The organism is Halomonas sp. ISL-56 (assembly GCF_018612805.1).
In the GTDB taxonomy this organism is placed as follows: domain Bacteria; phylum Pseudomonadota; class Gammaproteobacteria; order Pseudomonadales; family Halomonadaceae; genus Vreelandella.
Genome location: NZ_JAGGRO010000011.1, coordinates 419,514 through 445,426, shown reverse-complemented (window position 1 = coordinate 445,426; position 25,913 = coordinate 419,514). Strand labels below are relative to the sequence as shown.

At 52.1% G+C, this 25,913-nt stretch carries 26 protein-coding genes; 15 read left to right on the top strand and 11 right to left on the bottom strand.

Going from position 1 to position 25,913, the window contains the following annotated elements:
• Window positions 1-27 precede the first annotated feature (27 nt).
• Entirely contained in the window at window positions 28-1,719 is a 1,692-nt protein-coding gene (locus tag J7J49_RS09955) for an L-lactate permease (protein ID WP_064234203.1), read from the bottom strand.
• A gap of 379 nt (window positions 1,720-2,098) precedes the next feature.
• On the opposite strand from J7J49_RS09955, the gene J7J49_RS09950 reads away from it, so the two are divergent.
• From J7J49_RS09950 to J7J49_RS09940, 3 genes are all read left to right on the top strand, one after another.
• Entirely contained in the window at window positions 2,099-2,791 is a 693-nt protein-coding gene (locus J7J49_RS09950) for a glutathione S-transferase family protein (RefSeq protein ID WP_064234441.1), read from the top strand.
• A 186-nt stretch (window positions 2,792-2,977) separates the two neighbouring features.
• Window positions 2,978-3,667, top strand: a complete 690-nt coding sequence (locus tag J7J49_RS09945; RefSeq protein ID WP_215092217.1) for a glutathione binding-like protein — start codon at window positions 2,978-2,980, stop codon at window positions 3,665-3,667.
• 180 nt (window positions 3,668-3,847) lie between these two features.
• Window positions 3,848-4,219, top strand: a complete 372-nt coding sequence (locus tag J7J49_RS09940) for a phasin family protein (protein ID WP_215092215.1) — start codon at window positions 3,848-3,850, stop codon at window positions 4,217-4,219.
• Window positions 4,220-4,326: 107 nt separating this feature from the next.
• Here the strand turns inward: J7J49_RS09940 and uraD are convergent, their stop codons facing one another.
• Entirely contained in the window at window positions 4,327-4,866 is a 540-nt protein-coding gene (gene uraD / locus J7J49_RS09935) for a 2-oxo-4-hydroxy-4-carboxy-5-ureidoimidazoline decarboxylase (RefSeq protein WP_215092213.1), read from the bottom strand.
• Window positions 4,867-4,991: 125 nt separating this feature from the next.
• Between uraD and uraH the strand changes: the two genes are divergently transcribed.
• Genes uraH through J7J49_RS09920 form a run of 3 tightly spaced genes read left to right on the top strand, consistent with a single transcriptional unit; the run spans window position 4,992 to window position 7,327 of the window.
• Complete coding sequence (uraH, locus tag J7J49_RS09930) at window positions 4,992-5,345, top strand: hydroxyisourate hydrolase (RefSeq protein ID WP_215092211.1); 354 nt, start codon at window positions 4,992-4,994, stop codon at window positions 5,343-5,345.
• Between the two features lie 11 nt (window positions 5,346-5,356).
• Window positions 5,357-6,556, top strand: coding sequence for a urate hydroxylase PuuD (locus J7J49_RS09925; RefSeq protein WP_215092209.1), 1,200 nt, complete (start codon window positions 5,357-5,359; stop codon window positions 6,554-6,556).
• 18 nt (window positions 6,557-6,574) lie between these two features.
• Window positions 6,575-7,327 carry a GntR family transcriptional regulator gene (locus J7J49_RS09920; RefSeq protein WP_215092207.1) on the top strand — a complete coding sequence of 251 codons (753 nt, stop codon included), beginning with the start codon at window positions 6,575-6,577 and terminating at the stop codon, window positions 7,325-7,327.
• Between the two features lie 13 nt (window positions 7,328-7,340).
• Here the strand turns inward: J7J49_RS09920 and ilvY are convergent, their stop codons facing one another.
• Window positions 7,341-8,219 (bottom strand): HTH-type transcriptional activator IlvY, encoded by an 879-nt coding sequence (gene ilvY / locus J7J49_RS09915; RefSeq protein WP_215092205.1) that lies wholly within the window; start codon window positions 8,217-8,219, stop codon window positions 7,341-7,343.
• A gap of 208 nt (window positions 8,220-8,427) precedes the next feature.
• Between ilvY and ilvC the strand changes: the two genes are divergently transcribed.
• The 3 genes from ilvC (at window position 8,428) to J7J49_RS09900 (ending at window position 11,743) form a co-directional block, all read left to right on the top strand.
• Window positions 8,428-9,900, top strand: coding sequence for a ketol-acid reductoisomerase (ilvC, locus tag J7J49_RS09910; RefSeq protein WP_215092203.1), 1,473 nt, complete (start codon window positions 8,428-8,430; stop codon window positions 9,898-9,900).
• Between the two features lie 124 nt (window positions 9,901-10,024).
• Window positions 10,025-11,527, top strand: a complete 1,503-nt coding sequence (gene modF, locus J7J49_RS09905; RefSeq protein WP_215092201.1) for a molybdate ABC transporter ATP-binding protein ModF — start codon at window positions 10,025-10,027, stop codon at window positions 11,525-11,527.
• Window positions 11,528-11,572: 45 nt separating this feature from the next.
• Entirely contained in the window at window positions 11,573-11,743 is a 171-nt protein-coding gene (locus J7J49_RS09900; protein ID WP_215092199.1) for a CopG family antitoxin, read from the top strand.
• A gap of 99 nt (window positions 11,744-11,842) precedes the next feature.
• On the opposite strand, the gene J7J49_RS09895 is transcribed toward J7J49_RS09900, so the two are convergent.
• The 7 genes from J7J49_RS09895 to J7J49_RS09865 all read right to left on the bottom strand — a co-directional run bounded on the left by J7J49_RS09895 (window position 11,843) and on the right by J7J49_RS09865 (window position 19,001).
• Window positions 11,843-12,139: a type II toxin-antitoxin system RelE/ParE family toxin gene (locus tag J7J49_RS09895; RefSeq protein ID WP_215092197.1), complete on the bottom strand. Its 297-nt coding sequence runs from the start codon at window positions 12,137-12,139 to the stop codon at window positions 11,843-11,845.
• Window positions 12,139-12,393: a type II toxin-antitoxin system ParD family antitoxin gene (locus tag J7J49_RS09890; protein ID WP_022522247.1), complete on the bottom strand. Its 255-nt coding sequence runs from the start codon at window positions 12,391-12,393 to the stop codon at window positions 12,139-12,141. Before J7J49_RS09890 ends, J7J49_RS09895 begins: the two co-directional genes overlap by 1 nt.
• Before the next feature lie 124 nt (window positions 12,394-12,517).
• The gene (locus J7J49_RS09885; RefSeq protein ID WP_215092195.1) at window positions 12,518-13,711 is read right to left on the bottom strand and encodes a protein kinase family protein; all 1,194 of its coding nucleotides are present in this window, start codon (window positions 13,709-13,711) and stop codon (window positions 12,518-12,520) included.
• Between the two features lie 60 nt (window positions 13,712-13,771).
• The gene (locus J7J49_RS09880; RefSeq protein WP_215092193.1) at window positions 13,772-14,650 is read right to left on the bottom strand and encodes a DUF559 domain-containing protein; all 879 of its coding nucleotides are present in this window, start codon (window positions 14,648-14,650) and stop codon (window positions 13,772-13,774) included.
• A gap of 566 nt (window positions 14,651-15,216) precedes the next feature.
• Window positions 15,217-16,686, bottom strand: coding sequence for an NCS1 family nucleobase:cation symporter-1 (locus J7J49_RS09875; protein ID WP_215092191.1), 1,470 nt, complete (start codon window positions 16,684-16,686; stop codon window positions 15,217-15,219).
• A gap of 30 nt (window positions 16,687-16,716) precedes the next feature.
• Window positions 16,717-18,075, bottom strand: coding sequence for an NCS1 family transporter (locus J7J49_RS09870; RefSeq protein ID WP_215092189.1), 1,359 nt, complete (start codon window positions 18,073-18,075; stop codon window positions 16,717-16,719).
• Window positions 18,076-18,245: 170 nt separating this feature from the next.
• The gene (locus J7J49_RS09865; RefSeq protein WP_215092187.1) at window positions 18,246-19,001 is read right to left on the bottom strand and encodes an aspartate/glutamate racemase family protein; all 756 of its coding nucleotides are present in this window, start codon (window positions 18,999-19,001) and stop codon (window positions 18,246-18,248) included.
• A 338-nt stretch (window positions 19,002-19,339) separates the two neighbouring features.
• On the opposite strand from J7J49_RS09865, the gene puuE reads away from it, so the two are divergent.
• The 6 genes from puuE to J7J49_RS09835 all read left to right on the top strand — a co-directional run bounded on the left by puuE (window position 19,340) and on the right by J7J49_RS09835 (window position 24,419).
• A complete protein-coding gene (puuE, locus tag J7J49_RS09860) occupies window positions 19,340-20,278 on the top strand; it encodes an allantoinase PuuE (RefSeq protein WP_215092185.1) in 939 nt (312 codons plus the stop codon).
• Window positions 20,279-20,300: 22 nt separating this feature from the next.
• Window positions 20,301-21,176 (top strand): MurR/RpiR family transcriptional regulator, encoded by an 876-nt coding sequence (locus J7J49_RS09855; protein WP_215092183.1) that lies wholly within the window; start codon window positions 20,301-20,303, stop codon window positions 21,174-21,176.
• Between the two features lie 340 nt (window positions 21,177-21,516).
• The gene (locus J7J49_RS09850; RefSeq protein WP_215092181.1) at window positions 21,517-22,371 is read left to right on the top strand and encodes a transporter substrate-binding domain-containing protein; all 855 of its coding nucleotides are present in this window, start codon (window positions 21,517-21,519) and stop codon (window positions 22,369-22,371) included.
• 8 nt (window positions 22,372-22,379) lie between these two features.
• Window positions 22,380-23,057, top strand: coding sequence for an amino acid ABC transporter permease (locus J7J49_RS09845; RefSeq protein ID WP_215092179.1), 678 nt, complete (start codon window positions 22,380-22,382; stop codon window positions 23,055-23,057).
• Window positions 23,054-23,710 carry an amino acid ABC transporter permease gene (locus J7J49_RS09840; protein WP_064234224.1) on the top strand — a complete coding sequence of 219 codons (657 nt, stop codon included), beginning with the start codon at window positions 23,054-23,056 and terminating at the stop codon, window positions 23,708-23,710. The genes J7J49_RS09845 and J7J49_RS09840 overlap by 4 nt, the downstream gene beginning before the upstream one ends.
• A complete protein-coding gene (locus J7J49_RS09835) occupies window positions 23,691-24,419 on the top strand; it encodes an amino acid ABC transporter ATP-binding protein (protein WP_251048229.1) in 729 nt (242 codons plus the stop codon). The genes J7J49_RS09840 and J7J49_RS09835 overlap by 20 nt, the downstream gene beginning before the upstream one ends.
• A 41-nt stretch (window positions 24,420-24,460) precedes the next feature.
• Here J7J49_RS09835 and J7J49_RS09830 read toward each other — a convergent pair whose 3' ends face one another.
• The gene (locus tag J7J49_RS09830) at window positions 24,461-25,909 is read right to left on the bottom strand and encodes a YfcC family protein (protein ID WP_215092177.1); all 1,449 of its coding nucleotides are present in this window, start codon (window positions 25,907-25,909) and stop codon (window positions 24,461-24,463) included.
• Window positions 25,910-25,913 lie beyond the last annotated feature (4 nt).

Genomic DNA, 25,913 nt, shown 5'->3' with positions numbered 1-25,913 from the left:
TTGAACACTCGCTAACGAGCTTTACGGCTACATCAATGGATCCGTTACGCCAATCACGTAGAACGCCACCAGCGCGATAATGCCGGTAAAGACGAGATAGTAGATCGTCGGCAGGATCGTTTTCCGGATTGTCGCCCCTTCACGACCCAGCAGACCCACCGTGGCGGAGGCCGCGACCACGTTGTGAATGGCGATCATGTTACCCGCCGCCGCACCGACTGCCTGGAGTGCAATCATCATGGCCGTTGATAGGCCGAGCGTTTCCGCAACGCTGAACTGGAACTCTGCCAGCATCAGGTTAGAAACCGTGTTCGAGCCTGCAATAAAGGCACCCATCGCGCCAACTGCAGGAGCAAAGAACGGATAGATGCCGCCCACGCTATCAGCTACCGCCTGCGCCATCATCACCGGCATTGAGACCAGGTCAGCACCGTTAACGCCGGAGTTGATCAGTATGCGTACCATCGGCACGGTAAAGATCAACACAAAGCCAGCGCCAAAGATCGTTTTGGTCGATTCTGAAACGGCCGCGCTGATTTTTTGTGGGTTCATGCGGTGCAGGAAGTAGGTGACGATGACCACGGCAATGATAATACCGCCCGGCAGATAGAGCGGCTGAACGCCACCGCTGACGCCCGCTTCGCCAAGAATATTATTCCAACTCAGGTTAATCGAAGTAAGCGCTGCTTTAAGAGGCTCTATAGTGCGAGAAGCCACCAAGAACAGGGCGAGCAGCACATAGGGTACCCAGCCTTTAAAGGTCGACATTGGGGCTCTGCCCACCACGTCATCAAGTTTGATCTGCAGGTTGCCGATCCACTCGTCGGGCCAAGCGCTCTCTGCTGGAAAATCCCAGGTGTCTTTAGGCATGAGGAAGCCACGTTTGGCGGCAGGAACAACAATCGCCAGACCCACCATAGCGCCGATCATAGACGGGAACTCTGGCCCCAGCAGCACGCCGACCAGCATGTAAGGCACGACGAAGCAGATACCGGTAAAGATGGCGAAAGGAGTAATCGACAGCCCTTCTTTCCAAGACTTATTGGCACCGAAGAAGCGCACCATAACGGTCACCAAAATCAGCGGCATTAAAATACCCACGATGCCATGAGTAATCGCCACTTCGCTGGTGACTAGCTGGAAGAACACGTCCCAGCTTGAACCGACTGAATCAAGCTGAGCAGTGATGCCTGCGCGATCCACGCCGCTCCCGACGCCAACCACAATAGGCGTACCCACGGCGCCGAAGGAGACCGGTGTAGATTGAATCATCATGCCCACGACCACCGCCGCAAGCGCTGGGAAGCCAAGCGCCACCATTAGCGGTGCAGCAACTGCGGCTGGCGTACCGAAGCCTGACGCGCCTTCGATAAAGCAACCGAACAGCCAGGCAACAATCAATGCCTGTACGCGGCGGTCAGGGCTAATGCCTGAAAAGCCGTTACGAATAGCGGTAATACCACCGGAGTGCTTGAGCGTGTTAAGCAACAGGATGGCGCCAAAGATGATCCATAAAAGACCGGCGGTCTGGATCAAGCCCTGAATAGTCGACGCCGCTACGCGACTAAATGACATGTCCCAAGCGGTTAAGCCAATAATAGCGGCGGTCAGGAAGACAATCGGCATCGCTATCTTGGCCGGTATTTTAAACCCTATGAGCAAAATACCGGCCAGCAACAGCGGCAAAAAGGCCAGAAGTGCAAGTGTCGTTTCGTTCATGGAAGGAACTGCCCCTTGTTATTGATTTGGTATGCTCCGCAATAACCGTCTGACAGTCGTACCGCCAGTCGGGTGTAGGTGAAAGATACGATTAGGCTAACCATATGACTACATTGGAAAATTGGTCTTACCAGTGTAACGCTTGTTTGGCGTATCGACTTATGCCGATTTTGTTTTGGTAGGTATTTGTTTTTTAAAAAATTTCATGCGGTTTTGTAAAAGAGCTAGCAAGCAGTGCCATTAGACTAATAGACAGTACAGATGCCATTGGAAGGATAAGTACAGCGCTGGCTAGTTGCGTCGTAGCTGGCTTACGCTCATTGTTAGCGGCAGAAGTATTTTTTTACTCACTATGCTCAACCACACGGAGGTTATGACAGTGGCAATGACTCTTTATGATCTGTGCGGCCGGGATGAACGGCTACGCTTCTCACCCTACTGCTGGCGCGTGCGCATGGCGCTTGCCCATAAAGGTTTGGAATTCACCACCGTGGCATGGCGATTCCTCGATAAGAAAGCGCTTGAATTTGCCGACTACGACAAAGTACCGGTGCTGTGCGATGGGGATCAGGTGGTTACCGATAGTTTCGAGATTCTGCGCTACTTGGATAAGGCGTACCCCGAGGCCCCCGTATTGGGCGAAGGCATCAGCTATCAACGGGCATTGTTGTTCAAATACTACGTCGAGCGAAGCGTAAATCCGGCGCTATTCCGCATTATCGCCATGGATTTATTCGCGGCCGTGCACCCAGACGACCGTGCCTATTTCCGTGAAACTCGTGAGGCGCGGTTTGGTTGCACGCTGGAAGAGTTCCACCAACCCGAACAGGGTATGCAGCAGCTTAAACAGGCGCTGGCGCCAGTGCGTGATTTACTGCGTGACAGCCGCTTTTTAGATGGTGACTCTCCCAGCGGCTCAGATTACCTGCTGTTCGGCAGTATGATGTGGGTTCATGTTGTATCTACTCAGGCAGTGGTCGACCCCGGCGACCCGGTAGATGAGTGGTTTAAGCGTATGCTGAACGTCCACAATGGTGCTGCAAGCAGTGCGCTGACTGTGCGCGATATATAGTATTTAGTGATAGTAATTAGTGATAGTAATTTGTGATAGGTACGTAGTGCTAGAAGACAGTGTTAGTACATAGTGTTAATAGCTAGTGTTAATAGAAAGTGGCGGCACAACGATGTGCCGCCTGATGTAATGCGAAAACATTGATAAGCTCACGAGTGAATCAACGTTTTCCTAAAGGAGATGGCAATGATTGACCTGTATTACTGGACAACCCCCAACGGCCATAAAATCTCCATCATGCTCGAAGAAGCCAACCTGGCGTACCGAGTGAAGCCGATTAACATTGGCCGAGGCGAGCAGTTTGACCCTGAGTTTCTCACTATCGCCCCCAATAACCGTATTCCCGCCATTGTCGACCACGCCCCGCAAGACGGCGGCCAGCCGCTGTCGATGTTTGAGTCGGGTGCGATCCTGGAGTATCTGGCCGATAAGAGCGGGCTATTTTTGCCTTCAGCAGGACGCGAACGCTATATCGTATTGCAGTGGCTGCACTGGCAAATGGGCGGGCTAGGGCCGATGGCAGGTCAGAACCACCACTTTTGCCACTATGCGCCGCAAAAGATTGAGTATGCCATTGAGCGCTACGTGCGCGAAACAAATCGGCTTTACAGCGTCTTGGATCAACGTTTGGCCCATCATACTTATGTGGGTGGCGATGACTACTCGATTGCCGATATGGCGATCTACCCCTGGATTGTGCCTTGGGAAAAGCAGCGTCAAACGTTAGAAGAGTTCCCAGACCTAGAGCGCTGGTTTGACATGATCAAAGCACGCCCTGCGGTGCGCCGAGCTTACGCATTGGTCGAAGATGTTAATCCCCAGGCGGGCGTAGAAATGGACGAACAGGCGCGTAAGCACTTGTTCGGTAACCGCTAATAATTGGTGGCGATTGGCCGTTCTAACGACCTGCGAGTGAGCATGCGCAGCATGAGAAAAAATCATGTTGCGCTGCACAAAAAGCACTGCTAGCTTTAAGTACAGCAGAGGTAAAAGCCTGACTAAGAACCGCCTAACCGAGGCGCGTTTATGTACTAGCTCACACCTGGAGATATACTGATGAACAGCAGTGCTAACAAAGCCAGTACCGAAAAAACCAAGCAACAGCTTGAGTCCGTTTTTGTATCACCCATGCGTTCCTACACGCTTACCGCGCTTGATTACTACGACCAGATGTTCAGTGCTCAACTGGATGCTTTCCGTGCCTACTCGGACATGGCGATTGCACAAGCGCGTACTTGGCTTGACGTAAAAGACGCCGACAGCTTCAAAAAAGCCATGGATAGTCAGCAAAAAACGGCTAGTGAATTTATGGAGCGAGTGAAGGGCGACACAGAAAAAGTCACCTCCATCAGCAAAAGCTTTGCTGAAGAGAGCCAGCAGCAAGTAGAAGAAACCACTAAGAAAGCGGTAGAGACTGCCAAGCAGTAATCGAGCAGGCCGTCATCGAAAAGTAATACCGCTTAACAGCGCCGCGCTCCCAAGGACGCGGCGTTTTTGTATACAAAAATAGTGTTTTATAGTGTGTTGTTTTAAAGCTAGGATTTTGTCGCCCGGTCAATTAAACGAAAGCGCGCAATGCGAATAATTTGTTCAATGGCCGTTTGCCGTTCGATGGCTGCGTCGTTGTTCAGGCGCTCCTCGAAGGCGGCTAATATGGCATGGCGATCCAGCCCTTTAACGGCAATGACAAAGGGAAAGCCAAATTTCCCCTTGTACGCCGTATTAAGCGTCTCAAAACGCGCAAACTCCTCGGGGCTGCACTGATCAAGCCCAGCGCCTGCCTGTTCGCTGGTTGAATCTTGCGTAAGTTCACCCGCCATAGCCGCTTTACCCGCCAGATCTGGGTGCGCTTGGATCACCTTGATTTGCTGTTCGCTGCTTGCCTGCTGCAGCATAAGCCCCATAAGCTCGGCAAGTGCCTCCGGGGTATCGTGAATTTCAGTTAGGCCGTGCTGCCAAGCGGCTTCGGCCACCCAGGGCGAATGTTCATACACATCCCCATAGTGATGGGTAAGCATTTCCAGGCTGCACTTGCTAGGCGCGGGTGAAAGCAGTAACGGATTAGATGTGGGCACTGAAATCTCTCCAAAGCGTAAGGCGAGTTAAAGCCTACTATGCTGGATTTGGTGTATACAATAAATAGCATCAAAGGTACTCTTTGACCAATCGGTCAAGCAATATGACAACTTGAGGAGTGGCTATGGGACGTTTAACCACCCACGTACTGGATACCGCCAAAGGCCAGCCCGGTCATGGTATTACCATTGAGGTGTTTCGCCTTTCAGGCAGCGAACGCCAGCATCTAACCACTGTAACCACCAACAGCGACGGACGTTGCGATGCGCCCATTCTAGACGGTGATGCGTTTACAGCCGGCGAGTACGAGCTGGTGTTCCATGCCGGTGACTATCTGCGTGCCCAGGGCGTTGAAGCGGCTGAGCCACGCTTTTTAGACGTTATCCCGTTGCGCTTTGGCGTCGCTGATGCCAGCCAGCACTATCATGTGCCGTTGCTCCTCTCTCCTTACGGCTATTCCACCTATCGCGGTAGCTAAGAGGGCTCGGTATGCAGGCTTATATTATTGATTTTGTTAACTTGCTGCTGCGCTGGCTGCATGTGATTGCGGCTATCGCCTGGATCGGCGAGTCGATCTATTTTGTCATGCTGGATAATAGCCTGCGCTCGCCGAAGGCTGCAGAAGACCGCGAGAAGGGCGTATTTGGCGAAATGTGGTCGGTGCATGGCGGTGGCTTTTACCACAATCAGAAGTACGCCACGGCACCTGCCAAACTACCCAATGATCTGCACTGGTCATTCTGGAAAGCCTATACCACCTGGCTTTCCGGTTTTGCGCTGTTCGTTATTTTGTACATGGTCAATCCGGGCTTCTATCTGGTAAATCCCAATAGCCCCTGGCAGTGGGCCGCCAATATGACGGGCTGGCAGGCTAACCTGCTGGCGCTGGCTTTTTTGCTGGGCGGCTGGGTGGTTTACAACGAACTGTGTAAACGCATTAGCCCCAATATGGATCGCGATGGGCTGCTTAGCGTCGCGGTTGCCGTGATGATGATCGTGGTGGCCTACCTAAGCACGCAAATGTTCACCGGCCGTGCCGCTTTTTTGCTCACCGGTGCCGTCATGGCGACGGCTATGTCGGCTAACGTCTTCTTCTGGATTATTCCTGGCCAGCGCCGCATGGTAAAAGCCATGAAAGCCGGTGATGCGCCAAACCCACTGGATGGCAAACGCGGTAAGCAGCGCTCGGTACACAACACCTACTTCACGCTGCCGGTTGTTTTGCTGATGGTGAGTAATCACTACTCGTTTATCTACTCCCATGAACTCGCCTGGGTCGTCATGGTGCTGTTTATTTTTGCCGGCGCTTTGATACGGCAATTCTTTGTTCTGATGCATGCAGGTAAAACCCAGCCAGCCTATCCCGCCTTTGGGGTAGGGCTTATTCTGTTGGCGTTTTGGGTGGCCGCACCGAGTGCTTCGTCAACGGGTGGTGATGCCGACGCACAAGGGCCTGATCAGGCACAAATCACCGGTTTGATTGAGCAGCACTGTGTGCAGTGCCACGCTCGCAACCCGGAACATGCCGGTTTCTCTGCCCCGCCCGCAGGGTTTGCGTTTGAAAACTGGGATGAGATTCTGGGCCAGAAGACGCAAATTCAGCAGGTCGTGGCCAGCCGCTATATGCCGTTAGGCAATATGACCAACATGAGCGATGAAGAGCGCGATATCATTGCCGCTTGGGAGTAGTGATCAGAGAGGCTAGCTATGAGTGATGCGCAGGCGCCGGAAAATCGGCGCGCTTCTGCCAAAGTGGGCAAAGAAAGCAAAGAAGGTAAAGACAGCAAAGAGGGCGACGAGCGCCACGAGGCGATCTATCGCGCCGTGAGCGATGCGATTGTTGAGCAGCGCTTAAAGCCAGGCGCACGGCTGCGCGAAGATGCGCTGGCAGAGGTATTCGGCATTAGCCGCACCGGCATCCGTAAAATCTTGCAGCGCTTGGCGCTAGAGCAGCTAGTCACCCTAACGCCACGCCGTGGTGCCAGCGTCACTCGACCCACCGCCGACGAAGCTAAAGACGTGTTCGATGCCCGCCAGTTAATCGAGTGCGGGTTAATGCCCGATGTGGCGCGGCGTATGGGCGAAAAAGAAGCCGCGGAGCTGCGCGAAATGGCCAGGCGTGAACGCCAGGCGCTGCGCAGCGGTCAACAGAGCGTGGCTATTCGGCTGTCGGCAGATTTTCATGTGCGTCTAGCCCAGCTCTCAGGCAACGCCACCCTGGCAGAGTTTGTCGAACGGCTCTGCTCGCGCTCATCGCTGATTCTTGCCGTCTACGGCCATCGCGGCCACCTGGGCTGCGAATCCCACGACCACGACGACCTGATCGGCTACCTGGAAGCAGGCAATGGCGAACGTGCCAAAGCTTTTATGAGCCGCCACCTAAAAGCCATCGAAGCCTCGCTCTCCATGGTCGAAGAAGAAGAGAACGTGCCGGATTTGCAGCAGATATTTGGTGGGTAAGGGCGGTTGTCGCTTACATCAAGCTCCAAAATGCCTCGACCAGTGGGTTTTTTAGGTTCTTCTTTAAGGTAAACAAACCAATATCGTAGGGTTCAAGCCCCGGTGTCACGTCGAGCACGCGAATGCGATCCACCAAGGGGCTGTTGTCGAGGACAATTTTTGGCACCACGCCAATCCCAAAGCCCAGGCTCACCATGCTCACAATCGCCTCATTACCTGTGACCTGCGCATAGATGCGCGGGGAGATGTCCTGCTGACGAAACCATTCATCCACGCGGGCTCTAGAGACACCACTTTCCGATAGAATCATGGGAATGTTCGCCCACTCTTCCGGCGTGGTGGGAGTGTGGGTAGGCACGTTCGGCACTTGCTGCTCAATCGGCGCAATAAACAGCAACGGCGATGTAGCAATCGACTTAAACGCTAGGCCACGGGGTAAGTTGGCTGGCTGAGCCGCAATGCTAAGCTCCTCTTTACCGTCCAGAACATGGGCAATAGCGTGTTCTGGGTCACCCGTGCGCAACTTAATTTCAATCACCGGGTAGGCAATACGAAAACGGCGCAGCAGCTCGTGCAAAAAGCTGTAGCTGGCAGTCACGGAGCCATACAAGCTGATTTCACCGCTCAATTGGTCAGGATTGTCGGTTAATTCATGACGAATCAAATGCCATTGGCTACTGGCATCGCGGGCGTACTTGAGAAATTTTTGCCCTGCTTGGGTCAGTACCACGGTACGGTTGTCGCGATTAAACAGCGACACGCCCAGCTCGTCTTCTAAATGACGGATGTTGCGCGACAAAGCAGAGATGCTGATATAGCACTCATCGCTAGCACGCCCGAAATGCAGTGTTTCTGCCAGGGCGAGGAACTGTTTTAACGTTTTAAAATTCATAAATGCCATACTAATTGAGTTTTTCAAAAAAAGGGACATGCTGTTGCAAATATATCAATTTAAGAAATAGTCGTTTTTGGTTAGATTGGCCCTACTCGCATACCGCTGGATCTCGCATCTAGCGGCTATGCCACTCTTTTAAGTACCGGTTTTAGCATCGATGTGCCTTACATCGATGTTGTGCTCATAACATATTAGGATGCTAACGATGGCTAACTACTTCAATACGCTGCCGCTCCGCGAGCAATTAGCTCAGCTCGCTAAGTGTCGCTTTATGTACAGCTCTGAGTTTGCCGATGGCGTAGAAGCGCTTAAAGGCAAAAAAATGGTCGTGATCGGCTGTGGTGCCCAAGGCCTTAACCAAGGTTTGAACCTACGCGACAGCGGCTTAGACGTCGCTTACGCATTGCGTCCTGATGCCATTGAACAAAAGCGTCAGTCGTGGAAAAACGCCACCGAGAATGGTTTCGTGGTAGGCACTTACGAAGAGTTGATCCCTACGGCAGACGTGGTTTTGAACCTGACGCCCGATAAACAGCACACTGCTGTTGTAACGGCGGTAATGCCGCTGATGAAAGAGGGTGCCTGCCTATCCTACTCTCACGGTTTCAACATCGTGGAAGAGGGCATGAAGATCCGTGAGGACTTAACCGTCATCATGGTGGCGCCTAAGTGCCCAGGTTCCGAAGTACGTGCTGAATACGTGCGTGGTTTCGGCGTTCCTACCTTGATCGCTGTTCACGAAGCCAATGACCCCAAAGGCGAAGGCCTTGCCCTGGCAAAAGCCTACGCAGTAGGTACTGGCGGCCACAAAGCCGGTGTTTTGATGTCTTCCTTCATCGCCGAAGTTAAATCCGACCTGATGGGTGAGCAGACGATCCTTTGCGGCATGCTGCAAACCGGTTCTATCCTGTGCTTCGACAAGATGATCGAAGAAGGCATCGAGCCTGGCTACGCCTCTAAGCTGATCCAATACGGCTGGGAAAACGTCACGGAAGCACTGAAGTACGGCGGCGTGACTAACATGCTGGATCGTCTCTCTAACCCAGCGAAGATCAAAGCCTTTGATCTAGCTGAAGAGCTAAAAGACATCATGCGTCCGCTCTACAACAAGCACCAAGACGACATCATGAGCGGCCACTTCTCTAAAACAATGATGGAAGACTGGGCGAACGATGACGTTAACCTGCACAAATGGCGTGCAGAAACAGCAGAAACCAACTTCGAGAAAACCCCTGCGGGTGATGTAGAAATCACCGAACAGGAATACTTCGACAACGGCATCTTGATGGTAGCGATGGTTAAAGCGGGCGTGGAGCTTGCTTTCGAAACCATGACCGCGGCTGGCATCATCGCTGAGTCTGCGTACTACGAGTCGCTCCACGAAACGCCGCTGATCGCCAACACCATCGCGCGTAAGAAGTTGTATGAGATGAACGCGACTATCTCCGACACAGCGGAATACGGTTGCTACCTCTACAACCACGCCTGTGTGCCGCTATTGGCTGACTTTATGAAAGGCATCAAATCCGATGTTATCGGTAAAGGCCTGGATCTGGATGACAACGGCGTTGATAACGCGCGGTTGATCGAAGTCAATGATGCCCTGCGCGCTCACCCGGTTGAAGCCGTTGGCTCAGTGCTACGTGGCCACATGGCGGATATGAAAAGAATCATTTAATCGGCTGATTAAATGATAGACCGTTAAGTCATCTAAAAAGCCGAGATATCGCCACGATATTCTCGGCTTTTTTGTCTCATCTCATGCGAACACTGACTTTTTCCCAACAATAAGGAACACATTGATGGAGCCTTCAAGCCGCTTAGCGCGTATTCAGCTAAACAACGCGACGATCAGTTTTGATGATCGCTTCACCCTAAGCGAGATTGATTGGATCATCGAACCCCACCAACACTGGGTCATTACCGGCACCAATGGCTCAGGCAAATCGGCCCTGGCGGCGGCGCTTGCGGGCGTCGGCAAAGTTGAAGCGGGCACTGTTCAAGGGCTGCCCAAAAACGTCGGGTTGGTCTCTTTCGAAGCGCAAGCCGAACTCATCGCCAAAGAGCTGAAAAAAGACGATGCCGATATCATGGATGTCATTTCACTCGGCACACCCGTCAGTGAAATGATTTTCGAGCAGTGCCAAGACCCTGAACTCGCCAGCGTACTGGTCGAAAAGTTCGGGCTGATGAAACTCCTCGACCGTGCCTTTCGTAAACTCTCCACCGGCGAAACCCGCAAAGTCATGCTGATTCGCGCGCTGGCGAGCAAGCCGGACTTGCTTATTTTAGACGAGCCGTTTGATGGTTTGGACGTCGACACCCTCGCCATGCTGCAAGCCCATCTCGCTTCCATCATCGACACCGTTCCCATGGTGATGGTGCTGAACCGCTTCGATGAGATGCCGGACTTCATTACGCATGTGGCATACCTAGATAAGGAGCGTGGGGATAAAGGCCGTTTAGAAAAAAACAGAGGGGATAAGAAGCGTGGAGATAGCGGACGCTTAGTGCTCACGGTAGACCGTCAGGATGAAGCCGCCTTCAATGAGCTGTACCAACTGCTGCATTTAAAAACCACCGACCTAAGCGTGCCTGAAGCCGACCCAGCCAGCAAATTACCCGCTCTTGACCCCAGCCAGCCGTTAGTAAAACTCAAGCAAGCGACGATCCAATACGGCGATACCGTGATTGTCGATAAACTTGATTGGACGATAGAGCAGGGCCAGCACTGGCAGCTAAGTGGCCCCAACGGTAGCGGCAAAACCTGCGTGTTGTCGTTGATCACCGGCGATCACCCGCAGTGCTACACCAACGATATTTTCGTGTTTGGTTTCCAGCGCGGTAACGGTGAAAGTATCTGGCAGATCAAACAGTTTATTGGCTATGTCTCCACCGCCTTGCAGTGGGAATACCGCGTCAGCACCAGCTGTAAAAACGTGATTATTTCCGGCTTCTACGACAGTATCGGCGTGTACACAAAAGCCACCGATAACCAGAAACACATTGCTGACCAATGGCTCGAACTACTGGGCATGCAAGACCGCGCCGATCAGCCTTTTAACAAGCTCTCCTATGGCGACCAGCGTTTGCTGCTTATCGCCCGCGCCATGGTGAAACACCCGCCGCTGCTGATCCTAGATGAGCCCTGCCTGGGCCTGGACGATATGAACCGCCAACTGGTGCTAGCGCTTATTGAGAAAATCTGTGCAGGGAAAGAAACCACGGTGCTCTACGTTAATCACCACACGGAAGACAAGATAAAGGAAATAGACAATCATTTGGCGCTGGAGAAGAATCACTAGTTGTAACCTCCGCTCGCGATATGAACCGAAAGGAGAGGGCTGTTTATGAGCAAGCTAAAAAAGATGCCTGAGTTTAAAACTGAGGCGGAAGAACGAGAATTCTGGGAAACTCATGATTCCTCTGACTACTTGGACTGGAGCCAAGCACAATTGGCCTCTTTCTCGAAGCTGAAGCCCTCAACCAAGACTATTTCACTCCGCCTGCCGGAAAATTAGGAGCGTAGCGATTAATTTTTCCGAATGCAGCTACTTGTTGGGGGCAAGGGCACGGGGCTTGATGGAGATATTGAAGCAGCGCCGAAAATATAGCTCCCACTACTCCAGAAGCCTGTCCGGTGCATCCATGTCCTCGTGAAGCACACGAACAACGAGTACTTTCGATTTATACAGTTGATAAAAAACAGCGTGGTGCTCGACCTGTAATCTTCGATACCCAGAAAAAACATGGTCGTAGTTCGCGCCAAGTGATGGATGATCAATCAGCCGTTTCATGCCGGTCTCAAGCCGATCCAGGTAATTATCCGCCTGATCAACGCCCCATTCCTCACAGGTATACACCCAAATTCCGATGAGATCTGATTCCACCTTTGGCGTGACATTCAACTCAAGCACTAATCAACCGCCTTGATCCGCTTACGGCCAGCCGCCTTAATAGCCGATATATCCAGGGGGTTCGGATTCCCGCTTGACTCACCCTCAACGAGGGCTTGCCTCAGCATGGCAAGACGTTGTTTGGCCTGCTGATCCCTTCGGATGAGATCGCGGATGTATTCACTGTCGTTGCCAAAGTGGCCGCTTTCAATCTGGGCTTTCACCCAGCCGTTTTGCTGTTCAGTCAACGTGATGGTTTTCCGGTGCATGCTCATGGCTGATGCTCCAAACATGGGAGGGTATGACACTATCATACTTCTCCTGCCCCCTGAATCAATGATGCTCTTAACGCCGCCCACAGCGGCGAGAGTAGCGAGTCAACTGCGGTTCACGGTCAAATCACATTGGCGCGATGGTTTGAAAAGCTTTGCGTAATTCATCAATATCCTTAAACCTAACAGCCTTATCGCTACTAAGACCTTTATAAATAAAGGCACTCACATTCTCCGGTGGTTTTTCAGTCTTACTCTTTCCGGTTAACACGTAATATAAAATGCGAGTCAACGCGTATGTTTCATGCAAGATGCTATAGCTATCAAAGCCTTCAGTAACTAGGCTTGGATCATTATAGTAGCCCTTAAAATTTGTATTGGTCGAAGTTAGTTCACTCTCAACGATTTTCACTAGTCCAAAATCTGCTATTTTGATTACTGCTACATCATCATATTCTTTGAGTAGGATATTCTTAGGGCTAATATCTCTATGTAAAATGTTTTTGGAGTGTATGTACGAGAAAGCTTTGAGGATTTGTAGCCCCAATTTAACGCGATCTTGAAACGACAACTTGGAGTTATTTTTTAACATGTATTTATCCAAAGAACTGTCCATAAACTCCATAACATACTCATTGTTTTTTTCATTGTAACCATAAACTTCGAGAACGTATGGTGAACTTAGCATGCTCATTTGTTCGTATTCTCGCCTAAACCTTTGAATTTCCTTTTTATTTAGATCTTTCTTTGCTCGTTTTAAAGCAAAATTTTTAAGATAGAAACTGTCGAAATATTTATAGACGTTTGCATAAGATCCGCTACCGAGTGCCTTTAGGTCAGCGGTATTATTTTTATTTTCAATTTTTATTGAGCTTTGAGGAAAAAATATTGGGATAGTGTAGTAAAGCTCCAACTTTTCAGTATAAGGGGGAATTGCACTCCCACCACTCTTGCTTAGAAAACTCTTACAAAAGTTAAGCCTGTCTCGATGGTACTCCTCAATATAGAATGCATGTTCAGAGTTCTTTAAGGATCTCTCTAAAGCTTCAATCGTCTCTATGGATATAATGAGCTCTCTACTCGGTTCTGCCCAGAAATGAGCCGAGTCTTCATCTGTTGGAAGTCTATTATTCATCGAATCAAAAAGACTAGTGACGCTAGAGTGAAGAGTAGAGAATAAAATTCTTAACTTGTCATTCTTTATTGATTCGTAAAGATCTTCGAATTCATTGTTCAAGATATCAGAGAGCTTTCTGTAGTGGCTCTCTATGGCATTTTCAGCATTCATTGGTATTGGAAAGCCTGTCTTTGATTGAACCATAACGCCCGGCTTTGCGGTGTGCCGGAGCGCAGCGTAGGAACGTCCGACAATAGCCGATTGTTATGTGATTTTCGACAACGTTACTTTATTTTCATGGCTATTTCCGGTCAAAGAATTTAGTAAATAGCTGGTATCAATCGCATCGAAAAGTCGATTTTGAAAATGGTTTTTGATGTCTTGGATTTGACCCTCAAGCATATTGGCAATACTGTCGCGATTGAGATCTGTACTACCTTTACCTTGATGCTGGTACGGCGTTTGAATGCGGAATACGGTATAGCCTTTACTTTGCACCATGGAATCACGAAGTTTGTCTTTTCTCACTTGCTCGTCACCAAGGTGTGTTGGACCATCAAATTCAATTACAACACTACCTACAGGAATAGTTTCATTTATTCTCTTTTGTTGCTCTTTATTTTGTCTAGGGCAATCAGCAAAGACAGTTATAAACATATCTATCTTCAAATCTAGATCGAACGAGCCATTGAGTTTCGGCTTTTCTCGTAACCCCAACTTTGGAACTCTATTTTCTGGCGTAAACTTAAAGCCAACACTTGCATGGTTTCGCTCGCCTAATGCCTCATTAATAGGCTCAAATTCATCATTGAGGAAACCATTGGTTACCAATGTGAAATTAAAGGGTCTCGTTTGGACAAGACCATAATCTAACTCACTGACAACGACAGGTTGATTTTCAGCGATACCTGCGAACACTTCGATTAGGCACTTAACACCAAACACACTGCTATTAGGCTGGCTAGCCAACATTGCGCAAAGTAGTAGACTCGGTTTCTCACCTATACGTTTAGATAACTCTTGAATATCGAGAGGTCGTTTAGTTTCAATATCAACATGATAGAGTTCTTTTATTGTTTTTTCTAAAGGCGGTAGGTTGAAAATATTACTCCGATCAGCCCCTTTGATAAAAGTTGCAAACATACACCCATCCTATGTATTTAATGGTACCTATTTAAATATAAAAACCGCCTAAAATAGTAGACCCGATCGGGTATAACTATTCAATACGAAGCTTCATTCTTTCTTGCCACATAACAGTTTATTCATGCGCATGCGCGCTTTCCTGGAAACTCAAAACGCACCATTTATTCTCAAATATCTGATATAAAATGAAAAAGTAACTTTATCCTGCTTAGGGCCGCCAGAAAATTGCGCATGCGTATAAACATCTCAGATCACTTTTTTAACTTGCGCATAAACGCATGCAGCATTTTAATAAATCGTTGTTTTTGAATGCTTTAATGAAATTTTTTTCAGAAAAATAAGCACATGTCCCCTTGAACCTACCATAAAAACGCGCACGACAGATCTAAAATATCTCATTCCGCTGAGTTTTGATACCACAAAATACGTTGCTTGGTAGCGCCATGGGAGGGTGCAGGCAGGTTCCCAATTGGCTACGCCAGACCGAGATCCAAAAAAAGCGCCATCGGCAAAACCGATGGCACTTGTATTTGCTTCTAATAAGCTAGTTATGACCCGCTTGTCTACTGCGCCGCCAACTCAGGCGCAGCCTTAAACGGCTTCATTAAGCCGTAGTAGAACAGCCCACCTAACCCTGCGCCGATCAGCCAGCCGTAGCCGCCCAGGCTGGAGAGCGCGGGTACTAACACGGTAGAGAGCGAGAACAGCGCCGCGACGCCAAAGGCGATAAGGGCGCGGGTGTTCCAGCCGTTTACGTAGTAGTAGGCGCCGCCCGGTGCTGATGAGAACAGCTCCTGCATGTTTAGGTGCTGACGCTTAATCAGGTAGTAGTCGACGACGATAATGCCGTAGAAGGGCGCCACGACTGCCCCTAGCGCATTCACAAAGCCGGGTACGCCAATCTGGCTGATCACCGAAAGCCATAGCGCACCGACAAAGAACGCGATTACCGCGGTAATCAGGCCGCCCATCTTAAAGCTGATTTTGCTGGGGAATAGGTTGGCGAGATCATAGGCGGGGGGAATAAAGTTGGCGACCAGGTTAATACCCACCGTGGCGGCAAAGAAGGTGAGTGCAGCGACAATGGTTAGCGGTAGCGAATCCACTCGCTCAACGATATCGGCGGGGTTGGTCAGCGCTTCGCCAAACAGCACCAGGGTACCGGCGGTAATAATCAGCGCGATAAACGAGAAGAACGCGACATTGAGCGGCAAGCCCAGCAGGTTGCCGAGCTTCATCTGGCGTTCGGTTTTTACAAAGCGGGTGAAGTCGCCGAAGTTGATCACCACCGCCGCAAAATACGCCACCATGGTGCCGACAATCGCCATAAAGGCGGCGATTGAGCTGCCGCTGGTTTCACTGCCACCGCTAAAAATAGTGCCAATGGCGGGGATTAGCTCGCTTCCTGCCTGGAACCAGACAATGATCATCAGCACCAGCATCACCACGTAGACCAGCGGGCCCGCCCAGTTAAGGAAGTGCTTAATACGCTCGATGCCTTGCCAGAAAATCGCGATCTGGAACAGCCATACAATTACAAACGACACCCAGGCCACGCCGGAAAGCCCCAGGAAAGTGCCGCCATCGCCTGCACCAACGAAGGCAGTAATCAGCAGGGTGACGGCGGTGGAGGCGAAGTAGGTCTGCACGCCGTACCAAAAAATCCCCACAATGGCGCGCAGCATGGCGGGCAGGTTAGCGCCGCGCACGCCCATGCTGGCGCGCACCATCACCGGAAACGGAATGCCGTATTTAACGCTGGGTTTACCGGTCAGGTTAACCAAGAACATCACGATCACACCGGCCAGAATAATCGCCGCCATCACGGCCCAGCCGTTGAGGCCGTAGGTTAAAAACAGCGAGGCGGCCAGGGTGTAGCCGAACAGGCTCTGGATGTCGTTCGACCAGACGTTAAAAATTTCAAACGCGCCCCAGTTACGATCCTGGGGTTTCAGTGGTGCCAGATCCTCGTTATATAGGGTGGGATCGATGTGCTTGATATCTAGGTCGCTCACGTCGTTGCTCTCTTTCATTGTATTGGCTCGCAGGTTGGCTAAAAGGGATTACTGGCTAAAGCGCTGGCAGGGTGCCCAGTACTTCATTAGCAGGTAGTAGCTAACGCCTGCGGGAATCAGGCTGGCGTACCACGAGATCGCCGAGAAAGAGAGCGCCGCCGCAATACCGATCGCGGTGGCGATAAACGCAGCGAGGTTGACGCCTTGGTAGGGGCCGTTGGCGTCGTATAGCTTGTCGATATCCAGCGTGCGGCGGCGAATAACGTAATAGTCCACCACCAGAATGGCGAAGATCGGGCCTAGAAAGGCGGAATAGGTCTGCACAAACAGTTGCAGGCCCGCCGCAGAGCCGGGCTGCACCAGCTTCCAGGGGAAGGTGGCGAAGGCCAGTAGCCCCACGATCACCGTGGCAACCGAAAACTTGATCTTAAATACGTCCATCAACACATAGGTAGGCGGCACCACGTTGTTGAGTACGTTGGTGGTGACCTGGGCAAAGGCGATGAACAGCAGAGTGGTCATCAGCAGCGGGGTGTTATCCACCGCGTTGGCAAACACCTGGATAGGATCAGCGGTACCGGTGGCCTGGGAGACCATATAGCCGATCAAGCCCATAAACAGCGTGCAGGGCAGAATCGACATGGCGTAAATGGTGGTCAGCAGGCTCTGGGCGGTGCCCTTTTTATGCTCGCGGGAGTAGTCGCTAACGTTGAGCATCATGGTGCTGTAGATGCCTAGAAACAGCATGGTCGCGCCCCAGAACGGCATACCCCAGGAGCCTTCCATGGTTAGCAGGCTGGCGGAAAGCTCATCGCCGTAGCGCTGCACCGTGGCGTAGAACATATACATCAACGAGACGAGGATAAAGGCGCTGCCGATATTCTCTAACCACTTGATGCCCTGAAAGCCCATTACCGACAGGCCGATTTGCAGAAACTGGAAGGTAATAAAGTAGAAGATAAGGTTGTCGAAACCGAACAGGGTGGCCGACACCATGTTAAGTGCCCCGGCGCCAATCCAGCTTTGAAAGCCGTACCACACCACAGCCGGCACCGCGCGGACTAAGCCGGGTAGCCGCGTGCCGGTAAAGCCAAAGGCGCTGCGCGCCTGCACCATAAACGGGATGCCGTACTTGTAGCCCGCCGCCCCGTTAATGGCCAGCGCTATCCCTATCACAAAGCAACCAATGGCGATGGCCAGCGTCGCTTGCAACAGGTTCAGGGTGCCGACCACGCTTGAACCCATGGCGAAAGTGCCAATGGAAACACAGCCGCCGAACCAGGCCAGAAAATAGGAGCTGCGGCCCATAATTCGGGTCTGTTGAGGGGCTAGGCTCTCCGCCCCTAGTGCTTTTGATCCGACATCGGATCGGTCTTCTGACGCAAGAGCGGAGGTTGAAGCGCTCATGGTGTCGTCCTCGCAAGATTATCGGTTTTATTAATCCCCGATTTAACATCGGGAAACGCTTGCGGCGTGGCGTGCTACTGGACGTTCGTGTTTCTTAATCTATTGTTATTAAATGTTTTTTCTAGTCATGCTTTTTTGGACATGGTTTTTTGAGACATTGCTTTTAGGCTTTATGACTTAAGCGGTAGCGCAAGATCAGAAAGCCCGGAAAACTTACCGGTGAAGGTTTTTGGCCGGGGATAGTCAAGATCACCGTGCTTGCTGGTATAAAGCCCTAAACTAACCAATGATTCCGCCAGTTTGAGCGCCGCGGTGACACCTTCTATTACCGGCAGGCCAACTTCGCGGCTGATCTCCTGGGTCAAATTCGCCATACCGCCGCAGCCTAAAACGATGGCGCCAATACCATCTTCATCTCGGGCGCGGCAGCACTCTTCCACAATGCGGGTAAACGCGGCTTCAGGGTGGTGTTCAAGATCCAATACCGGGATTTCCGCAGCGCGAATTCGGCGGCAGTGGTGGCTAAAGCCGTACTGCTGAAGCAAATGCTCGGCGATAATGCCGGTGCGGCCCAGAGTCGTGACAATGGAAAAGCGGGTGCTCACCAGCGTGGCAAGATGAAAGGCCGCTTCAGCAATGCCAATTACTGGCGCGCGGGTGAGTTCGCGGGCAGCGAGCAAACCGGGGTCGCCGAAACAGGCCACTATATAAGCATCAATGCCGCCCTCGCGTTCACCTTTAAGCACCTCTTCGGCAACCCCCACAGCACTGATCGCTTCATCAAAATGGCTTTCAATGGAAACCGGGCCCGCATCAGGCTGTGAGGCGCTAACGGTTGTTCCCGCGGCCGCCTGCTGCTGCGCTGCCTGACCCATCGCAGCGGTCATGGAAGCCGTGGTGTTCGGGTTAATAAGGCGTATATGCACGTTAAGAAATCCGTATGTAAACAATATAAATTTTCTTGTATACAAAAATAGGGCGGTTTCTAACCTTGCGCAAGCCTCTGGGCGTGAATAGACGATAAAAATGTCGCTATAAAAGTTTGACCAATCGTTCAGGATTCAACGACTTAACGGCATTTAAACTAAAAAACGCTATGAGTGTCAGGGGATTAGCGTCTGGCCGCGTTGCGGTTCGTTATTAATCTCGCTATTTTGTATACAAATGATTTTATGTATCGCTGGGCTGCTTATTCGCCAGTGACGAGCCGGAAATAGGCATACGGGAATAGGCATACTGGAAATAGACGTAAAGGGAGCTAGCTATGTCGTCATCCTCTAAGGGCCACTACCCACGCGACTTAATCGGTTACGGGCGCAACCCGCCCCACGCCAACTGGCCCGGCAAGGCCAAAATTGCCGTTCAGTTCGTGCTCAACTACGAGGAGGGCGGCGAGAACTGCGTGCTGCATGGCGACTCGGGCTCCGAGCAGTTTCTATCGGAAATTATTGGCGCACCGGCTTATCCAGATCGCCACTTGAGCATGGAGTCGATCTACGAATACGGCTCCCGCGCGGGGGTATGGCGCATTCTGCGCGAATTCGAGAAGCGCGATTTGCCGCTCACAGTGTTTGGCGTGGCCATGGCGCTGGAACGCAACCCGGATGTTGCCATGGCGTTTAAAGAGCTCGGCCACGAGATCGCCTGCCACGGCTACCGCTGGATTCACTATCAGGAAGTTTCTGAGCACGTTGAGCGGCAGCATCTTCAGCAGGCCATGGATATTTTTCAGCGCCTTTATGGTGAGAAACCTCAAGGCTGGTATACCGGTCGCGATAGCCCCAATACCCGGCGTTTAGTGTTGGACGAGGGTGGTTTCCTTTACGATAGCGACTACTACGGCGACGACTTGCCTTTCTGGACGCAGGTAACGGATAGTCAGGGCAGTGAGCATAATCACCTGATCGTGCCTTATACGTTAGATAGCAACGATATGCGCTTTGCCGCGCCGCAAGGTTTTAATACGGCGGATCACTTCTTTACCTACCTGCGTGACGCCTTTGATGTGCTCTACGCGGAAGGGGAGGAGGCGCCCAAAATGCTCTCTATCGGTATGCACTGCCGTTTATTGGGGCGGCCTGGGCGTTTTCGCGCGCTACAGCGCTTTTTGGATTACATCGAAACCCACGACCGGGTGTGGGTGGCCCGGCGGGTTGATATCGCCCGTCACTGGGCGGAGCACCACCCGGCCTCAACCCGCTAATTAAGCAGCTCAATAGGATGTTATGACGCCGCATATCGGACAGCGTATTACCGCCCAGTTTGACGCGCTAAGTGCCCAGGAGCAGCGGGTGGCAAGCTTTATCCTCGATCACTTTGATGATCTGGCGGTGTACAGCGCCGCCGATCTAGCGCGTTTGACCGGGGTATCCAAATCGACGGTCAGCCGCCTGTTCAAGCGGTTGGGGTTTGAGAGCTATCGCACGGTTAAAGACCACGCCCGACAGCTGCGTAATCTGGGCGTGCCGTTGGTGATCGATGCCAACGCAATGCAGGATGAGGCAGGGGCGCCGTTTCAGCGTCATTTACAGCGCGAGCAGGAAAACCTGCAGCGCTGCTTAAACGGTATTGCCGCAGATCAGTTTGCTGCGTTGGTAGAGCGCTTGGATAGTGCGCGCCATGTGGTGGTGATCGGGTTTCGTAATAGCTACCCGTTAGCGCTGCATTTTCGTCAGCAGGTGATTCAGGCGCGCACCCAAGTGCGGGTGGTTCCTCACCCAAACCAGTCGTTAGCGGAAGAAATTGTCGATTTAACCGAGCAGGATGTGGTGGTGCTTTTTGGTTTTCGCCGCCGCCCAGCGGCCTTTGCTTCGCTAATCGATGCACTTGAGCGCTCACCTGCCAAGGTAGCCTTACTGGCTGACCCCACCGCGGTTAATTTCGCCTCAAAGGTAACGTGGTTTTTTGAAACGCCGCTGGAAAGCCTCTCCGCCTTCGATAGCTACGCCGCTGCCAATAGCCTGATCTGCCTGATTGCCAACGGCGTTCTGCATCGGCGTCTGGCAGAAGGTCGAGAGCGCATCAGCGCGATCAGCGATGTTTACGCTGAGCTTAGTGAGCTGGAAGCGCCGACCATGAGCGTTGATTGGAATGCGCAGTAGGTTTTGCCGCCTAATATGGTGCATTTCTTCGTCCTGATGGGTTAAAGCTGCACCAATACATTGCACTTATGTTTATTCAAACTCTCCTCCCGATGCGGTTTCCACTGCGTTGCGGCTACCTGTGCTCGCTAAGCTGCTGTTATAAAAAATCTTAGTGACTTCTGGTATCGCGATTGCTCTTAGGTGATTAAGTGAAACGAAAGTTTCTTTGTTAGATTTTATGCAACAAAGCTTTCATTCGCTTTGCTTCCACTGCCAAGACCACCACTGATAATTAGCCAGCCAATTGTTTCTAGCAAAACCAAGAGTTTGCAGAACATGCGTCTGCCAGGAGAGTTTTATGAAATCGTTATCGCACCGCGTCAGTCACTCCCTTACCCGCCGCTTCAAGTGTCTGCAGTCCAGCGTTTTAGCCACGGGGCTGAGTGCCGCCGTCGCACTGGGGGCATTCGCCACCAGCCCCAGCGTTCAGGCGGATGCCCTTGCGGATATCGAGTCTCGCGGCACTATTCGGATTGCCGTGCCCCAGGATTTTCCGCCCTTTGGCTCGGTGGGTACCGACCTGCAGCCGCGCGGCTACGATATTGATATGGCCCAATACCTTGCTGATGAAATGGGCGTTACGTTAGAGCTGATTCCGGTAACTAGTGCCAACCGGATTCCCTATTTACAGACCGGCCAGGCGGATTTGGTGATTTCCAGCCTGGGTAAAAATCCTGAGCGCGAAGCGGCAATCGACTTTTCTGATGCCTATGCGCCGTTCTTTTTAGGGGTGTTCAGCGCTGATGCCGATGAAAGCGTGGATGGCCCGGAAGGCTTAGCCGATAAAACCATCGGTGTTACTCGCGGTGCGGTAGAAGATATGGAGCTTTCTGAGATTGCCCCCGACTCCACTACGGTGCAGCGCTTTGAAGACAATGCCACCACCATTTCTGCGTTTCTGTCTGGTCAGGTTGATTACGTGGCTACTGGGAACGTGGTTGCCGCCGAGATCGCCGAGCGCAATAGCAGCCGTGCGCCCTCGTTGGTGTACCAGCTTAAAGATTCGCCCTGCTACGTGGGCATGAACAAAAATGAGCCCGCGCTGTTGGAAGAAGTAAATCGCCTGATCGCTCAAGGTCTGGAAGATGGCACTCTGAATGAGCTGTCCCAGCGTTGGTTTAGCGCTGACCTACCTGAAAACTTCGGTAGCTGAGGTTCATTATGGGGCCAACACTCGACTTTCTTACCCTGTTGCCCTACGTCAGTGAACTCCTGAAAGGTCTTACCACCACGGTCATTTTGACCGTGGTGACCACCTTAACGGGATTGGCGCTGGCAGTGGCGGTGGCGTATCTACGTGTGAACGCGCAGCCATGGGTGCGCTGGGGGCTAGGCGGTTACGTCGAAGTGATCCGTAATACGCCCTTTATCGTGCAGTTGTTCTTTATCTTCTTCGGGCTACCGGGGCTGGGTATCAAAATTGATGCTATTACCGCGGCGTTTATTGCCATGACCCTTAACCTGGCCGCCTACAGCGCCGAGATTTTACGCGCAGGTATTAGCGCCACGGCAAAAGGCCAGCTGGAGGCCGGACGGGCGCTGGGCATGACCACGCTGCAAAGCTACCGCCATGTGGTGCTGGTGCCCGCTTTTGCGCGGGTTTATCCCGCGCTCATCAGCCAGTCGATTATCGTCATGCTGGGTTCGGCGGTGGTATCTCAGATTTCGGTGTTTGATCTGACCTACGCCGCGAACTTTATCCAGTCGCGCAACTTCCGCAGCTTTGAAGTTTATCTACTGATCACGCTGGTCTATCTGCTTCTCGCCTTTGGTATGCGGCGCAGCTTTATGCTGGTGGGCAAGCGCGTATTCGCCTATCAGCAAGGAGAGCAACGATGATTGAGTTCACCTTCTGGGACATTCTGCGCAACCTGCTACTGGCGGCTCGCTGGACGGTGGTGCTGTCGCTAATTGCTTTTGTAGGCGGGGCGACGGTGGGGCTGCTGTTGACCTTTATGCGTCTCTCCAGCAACCGCTGGCTGCAGCGATTAACGTCTCTTTATGTTGACCTGTTCCAAGGTACGCCACTGTTGATGCAGCTGTTTCTGATTTTCTTTGGCGCTGCTGCCATGGGGCATCCGATCTCTGCCTGGCTGGCCGCTTCCATTGCACTCACCCTGTTTACCAGCGCCTTTCTGTGTGACATCTGGCGCGGCTGCTTGGAAGCAGTGGCTAAAGGGCAGTGGCACGCGGCGCGGGTGCTGGGCATGAATTATTTCCAGACCATGCGCCATGTGATTCTGCCCCAGGCGCTGCGGCTGTCGATTCCGCCCACGGTGGGTTTTTCGGTACAGGTCATTAAAGGCACGGCGCTTGCCTCCATCATTGGCTTTGTCGAGCTGACCAAAGCGGGCACCATGCTTAATAACGCCACCTTTGAACCTTTCACCATCTTTGCCCTTGTGGCCCTGCTTTACTTCGCGCTGTGCTTCCCCCTTTCCTGCTACGCGCGCTATCTGGAGAAAAAGCTCTATGACGCTGGTTTACGTTGATAACGTGCATAAAGCCTTTGGCGACCTGGAAGTGCTTAAAGGTATTAACCTTTCGGTCGCACAGGGCGAAGTCGTAGCGATTATTGGTCGCAGCGGTTCGGGTAAAAGTACCCTACTGCGCTGCCTGAATCAGCTGGAAAAACACGACAGCGGCGAGATTACCATTGCCGATAAACAGCTCGATGCGGCTTCCATGTCGCCCAAAGAGCTGAGCGAAAACGTGGGTATGGTGTTTCAAAGCTTCAACCTGTTTCCCCATAAAACCGTGGGCGAAAACGTCTGTTTAGCGCCTCTGGTGGTGCGCGGCGAAGCCAAAGCGGAGGTTGAAAAAATCGCTCGGGAAGTGCTTGAGAAAGTCGGCCTATCTGACAAGTACGATGCCTACCCGGCCCAGCTCTCCGGCGGCCAGCAGCAGCGCGTGGCGATAGCCAGGGCGCTGGCGATGCAGCCCAAAGTGATGCTTTGCGATGAGGTGACTTCAGCGCTCGACCCCGAGCTGGTCGGGGAAGTGCTGCGGGTGCTGGAAGCCTTGGCAAAAGAGGGTATGACGCTGATTCTGGTCACCCACGAGATGAGCTTTGCCCGCGATGTGGCCGACCGGGTGGTGTTTATGCACCAAGGGCGCATCCACGAAGAGGGCGCCCCCAGCGAGCTATTTAGCAATCCACAAACGCCTGAACTGAAGCAGTTTATTTCTGCGGTTCTTTAGCTTGGCACCGCCTCACAGAGGCGAGGCGGTGGTCTAGTCAACTACCCGATCCATTGCGTTGCTTGAGCAAAAATAAGGAAGCCCAGGGCGATCAATATCCATACGCAAAAAAGTGGGAAGAAGAACTTGACCCATTTTTGCCATGGGACACCAGCGAGCGCTAGGGTAGCCATAAAGTAGCCCGAGGTTGGGTATAAGATATTGCCAATGCCATCGCCAAGTTGGAAAGCCAATACCGCCGTTTGTCGCGTCACGCCAATGATGTCGGAGAGCGGCGCCATCAGGGGCATGGTGACCAGGGCCTGGCCGCTACCGGAAGGCACAATAAAATTGAAACCGAGTTGGGCAAAGAACATGCCAATAGCCGATAGCAGGGTGGGTAACTCCCCAACGAGATTGCCAAGCCCAAATACCAGCGTATCCATGATCTGGCCATCTTCCAGCATTACGGCTACGCCCCGTGCGACGCCTGCGATCATGGCCCCGACCAATACATCGCGGAAACCCTGGTTGAAGCCTGCACATATTTCGTCAGTGTCGAGGCCTGCGATAAGGCCCACAACTATCCCCATGATGATAAATAGTCCCGCCATTTCCATCATGAACCAGCCTTGTTGCAGCACGCCATAGACGAGTACCGCGAAGAAGGCGAACGTTGCGATGGCGGCGAGCTTCTGGCGAGTAGTAGCGATTAATGCAGGGCTATTGTCAGCGTGTTGGTAAAGCGTGCGTTTTTCGGTTTCCCCTGTGTCGTTGCTCAGTAGGCTAAGCGAGGGTGTCTGGCGCACCACGCGTGCGTACCGCATGACGAAGAAAATGGCCGCAGCTAACATGACAATAAACGCCATGACGCGCAGGCCGTAACCGGAGTAGAGAGGTAGGTCTGAGAGTTGCTGTGCAAGGCCGGTGTTGATGGGGTTGAGCACACCCGTTGTGAAGCCAACCGTGGTGGCGCAAAGTGCCACCGCGGCTGCAGTGACGGAATCAAAGCGCAAGGCAATCATTAACGGCAAGATAACCGGCACATAGACCAGCGCCAACTCTTGGGTACCGATCACGGTTGCTATCAAGGCAAATACGGTCATCAACACCGGAATAGTGAGAAGGCTTTGCCGCGCAAAGCGCCGCGTCAGCTTATCAACACCTATTTCTATAATGCCGGTGCGCCTTAGCACCATAAACATACCGCCAATCATAAAGGTGAAAAAGACAACTTCACCAGCACTCATCAAGCCATTAGGAATCGCCAGCATAAAGTCAACGATACCAATCGGGGTGGAGGCGATCTGTTCATAAGAGGTTGGGTCAATAGTGATACGCCCGTTCGGGCCCGGAACGCGCTCGAACTGACCAGCAGGCACAAAATGCGTTGCTATCGCTGCCAAGGCGATAAAAACGAACAAAACCGCGTATATATCTGGTATCCGGCACCAGCTTTTCTTGGGTGTGGGGCTATCTGGGGAAGACGAAGAGGGGGTGTGTTGGGACATGCTA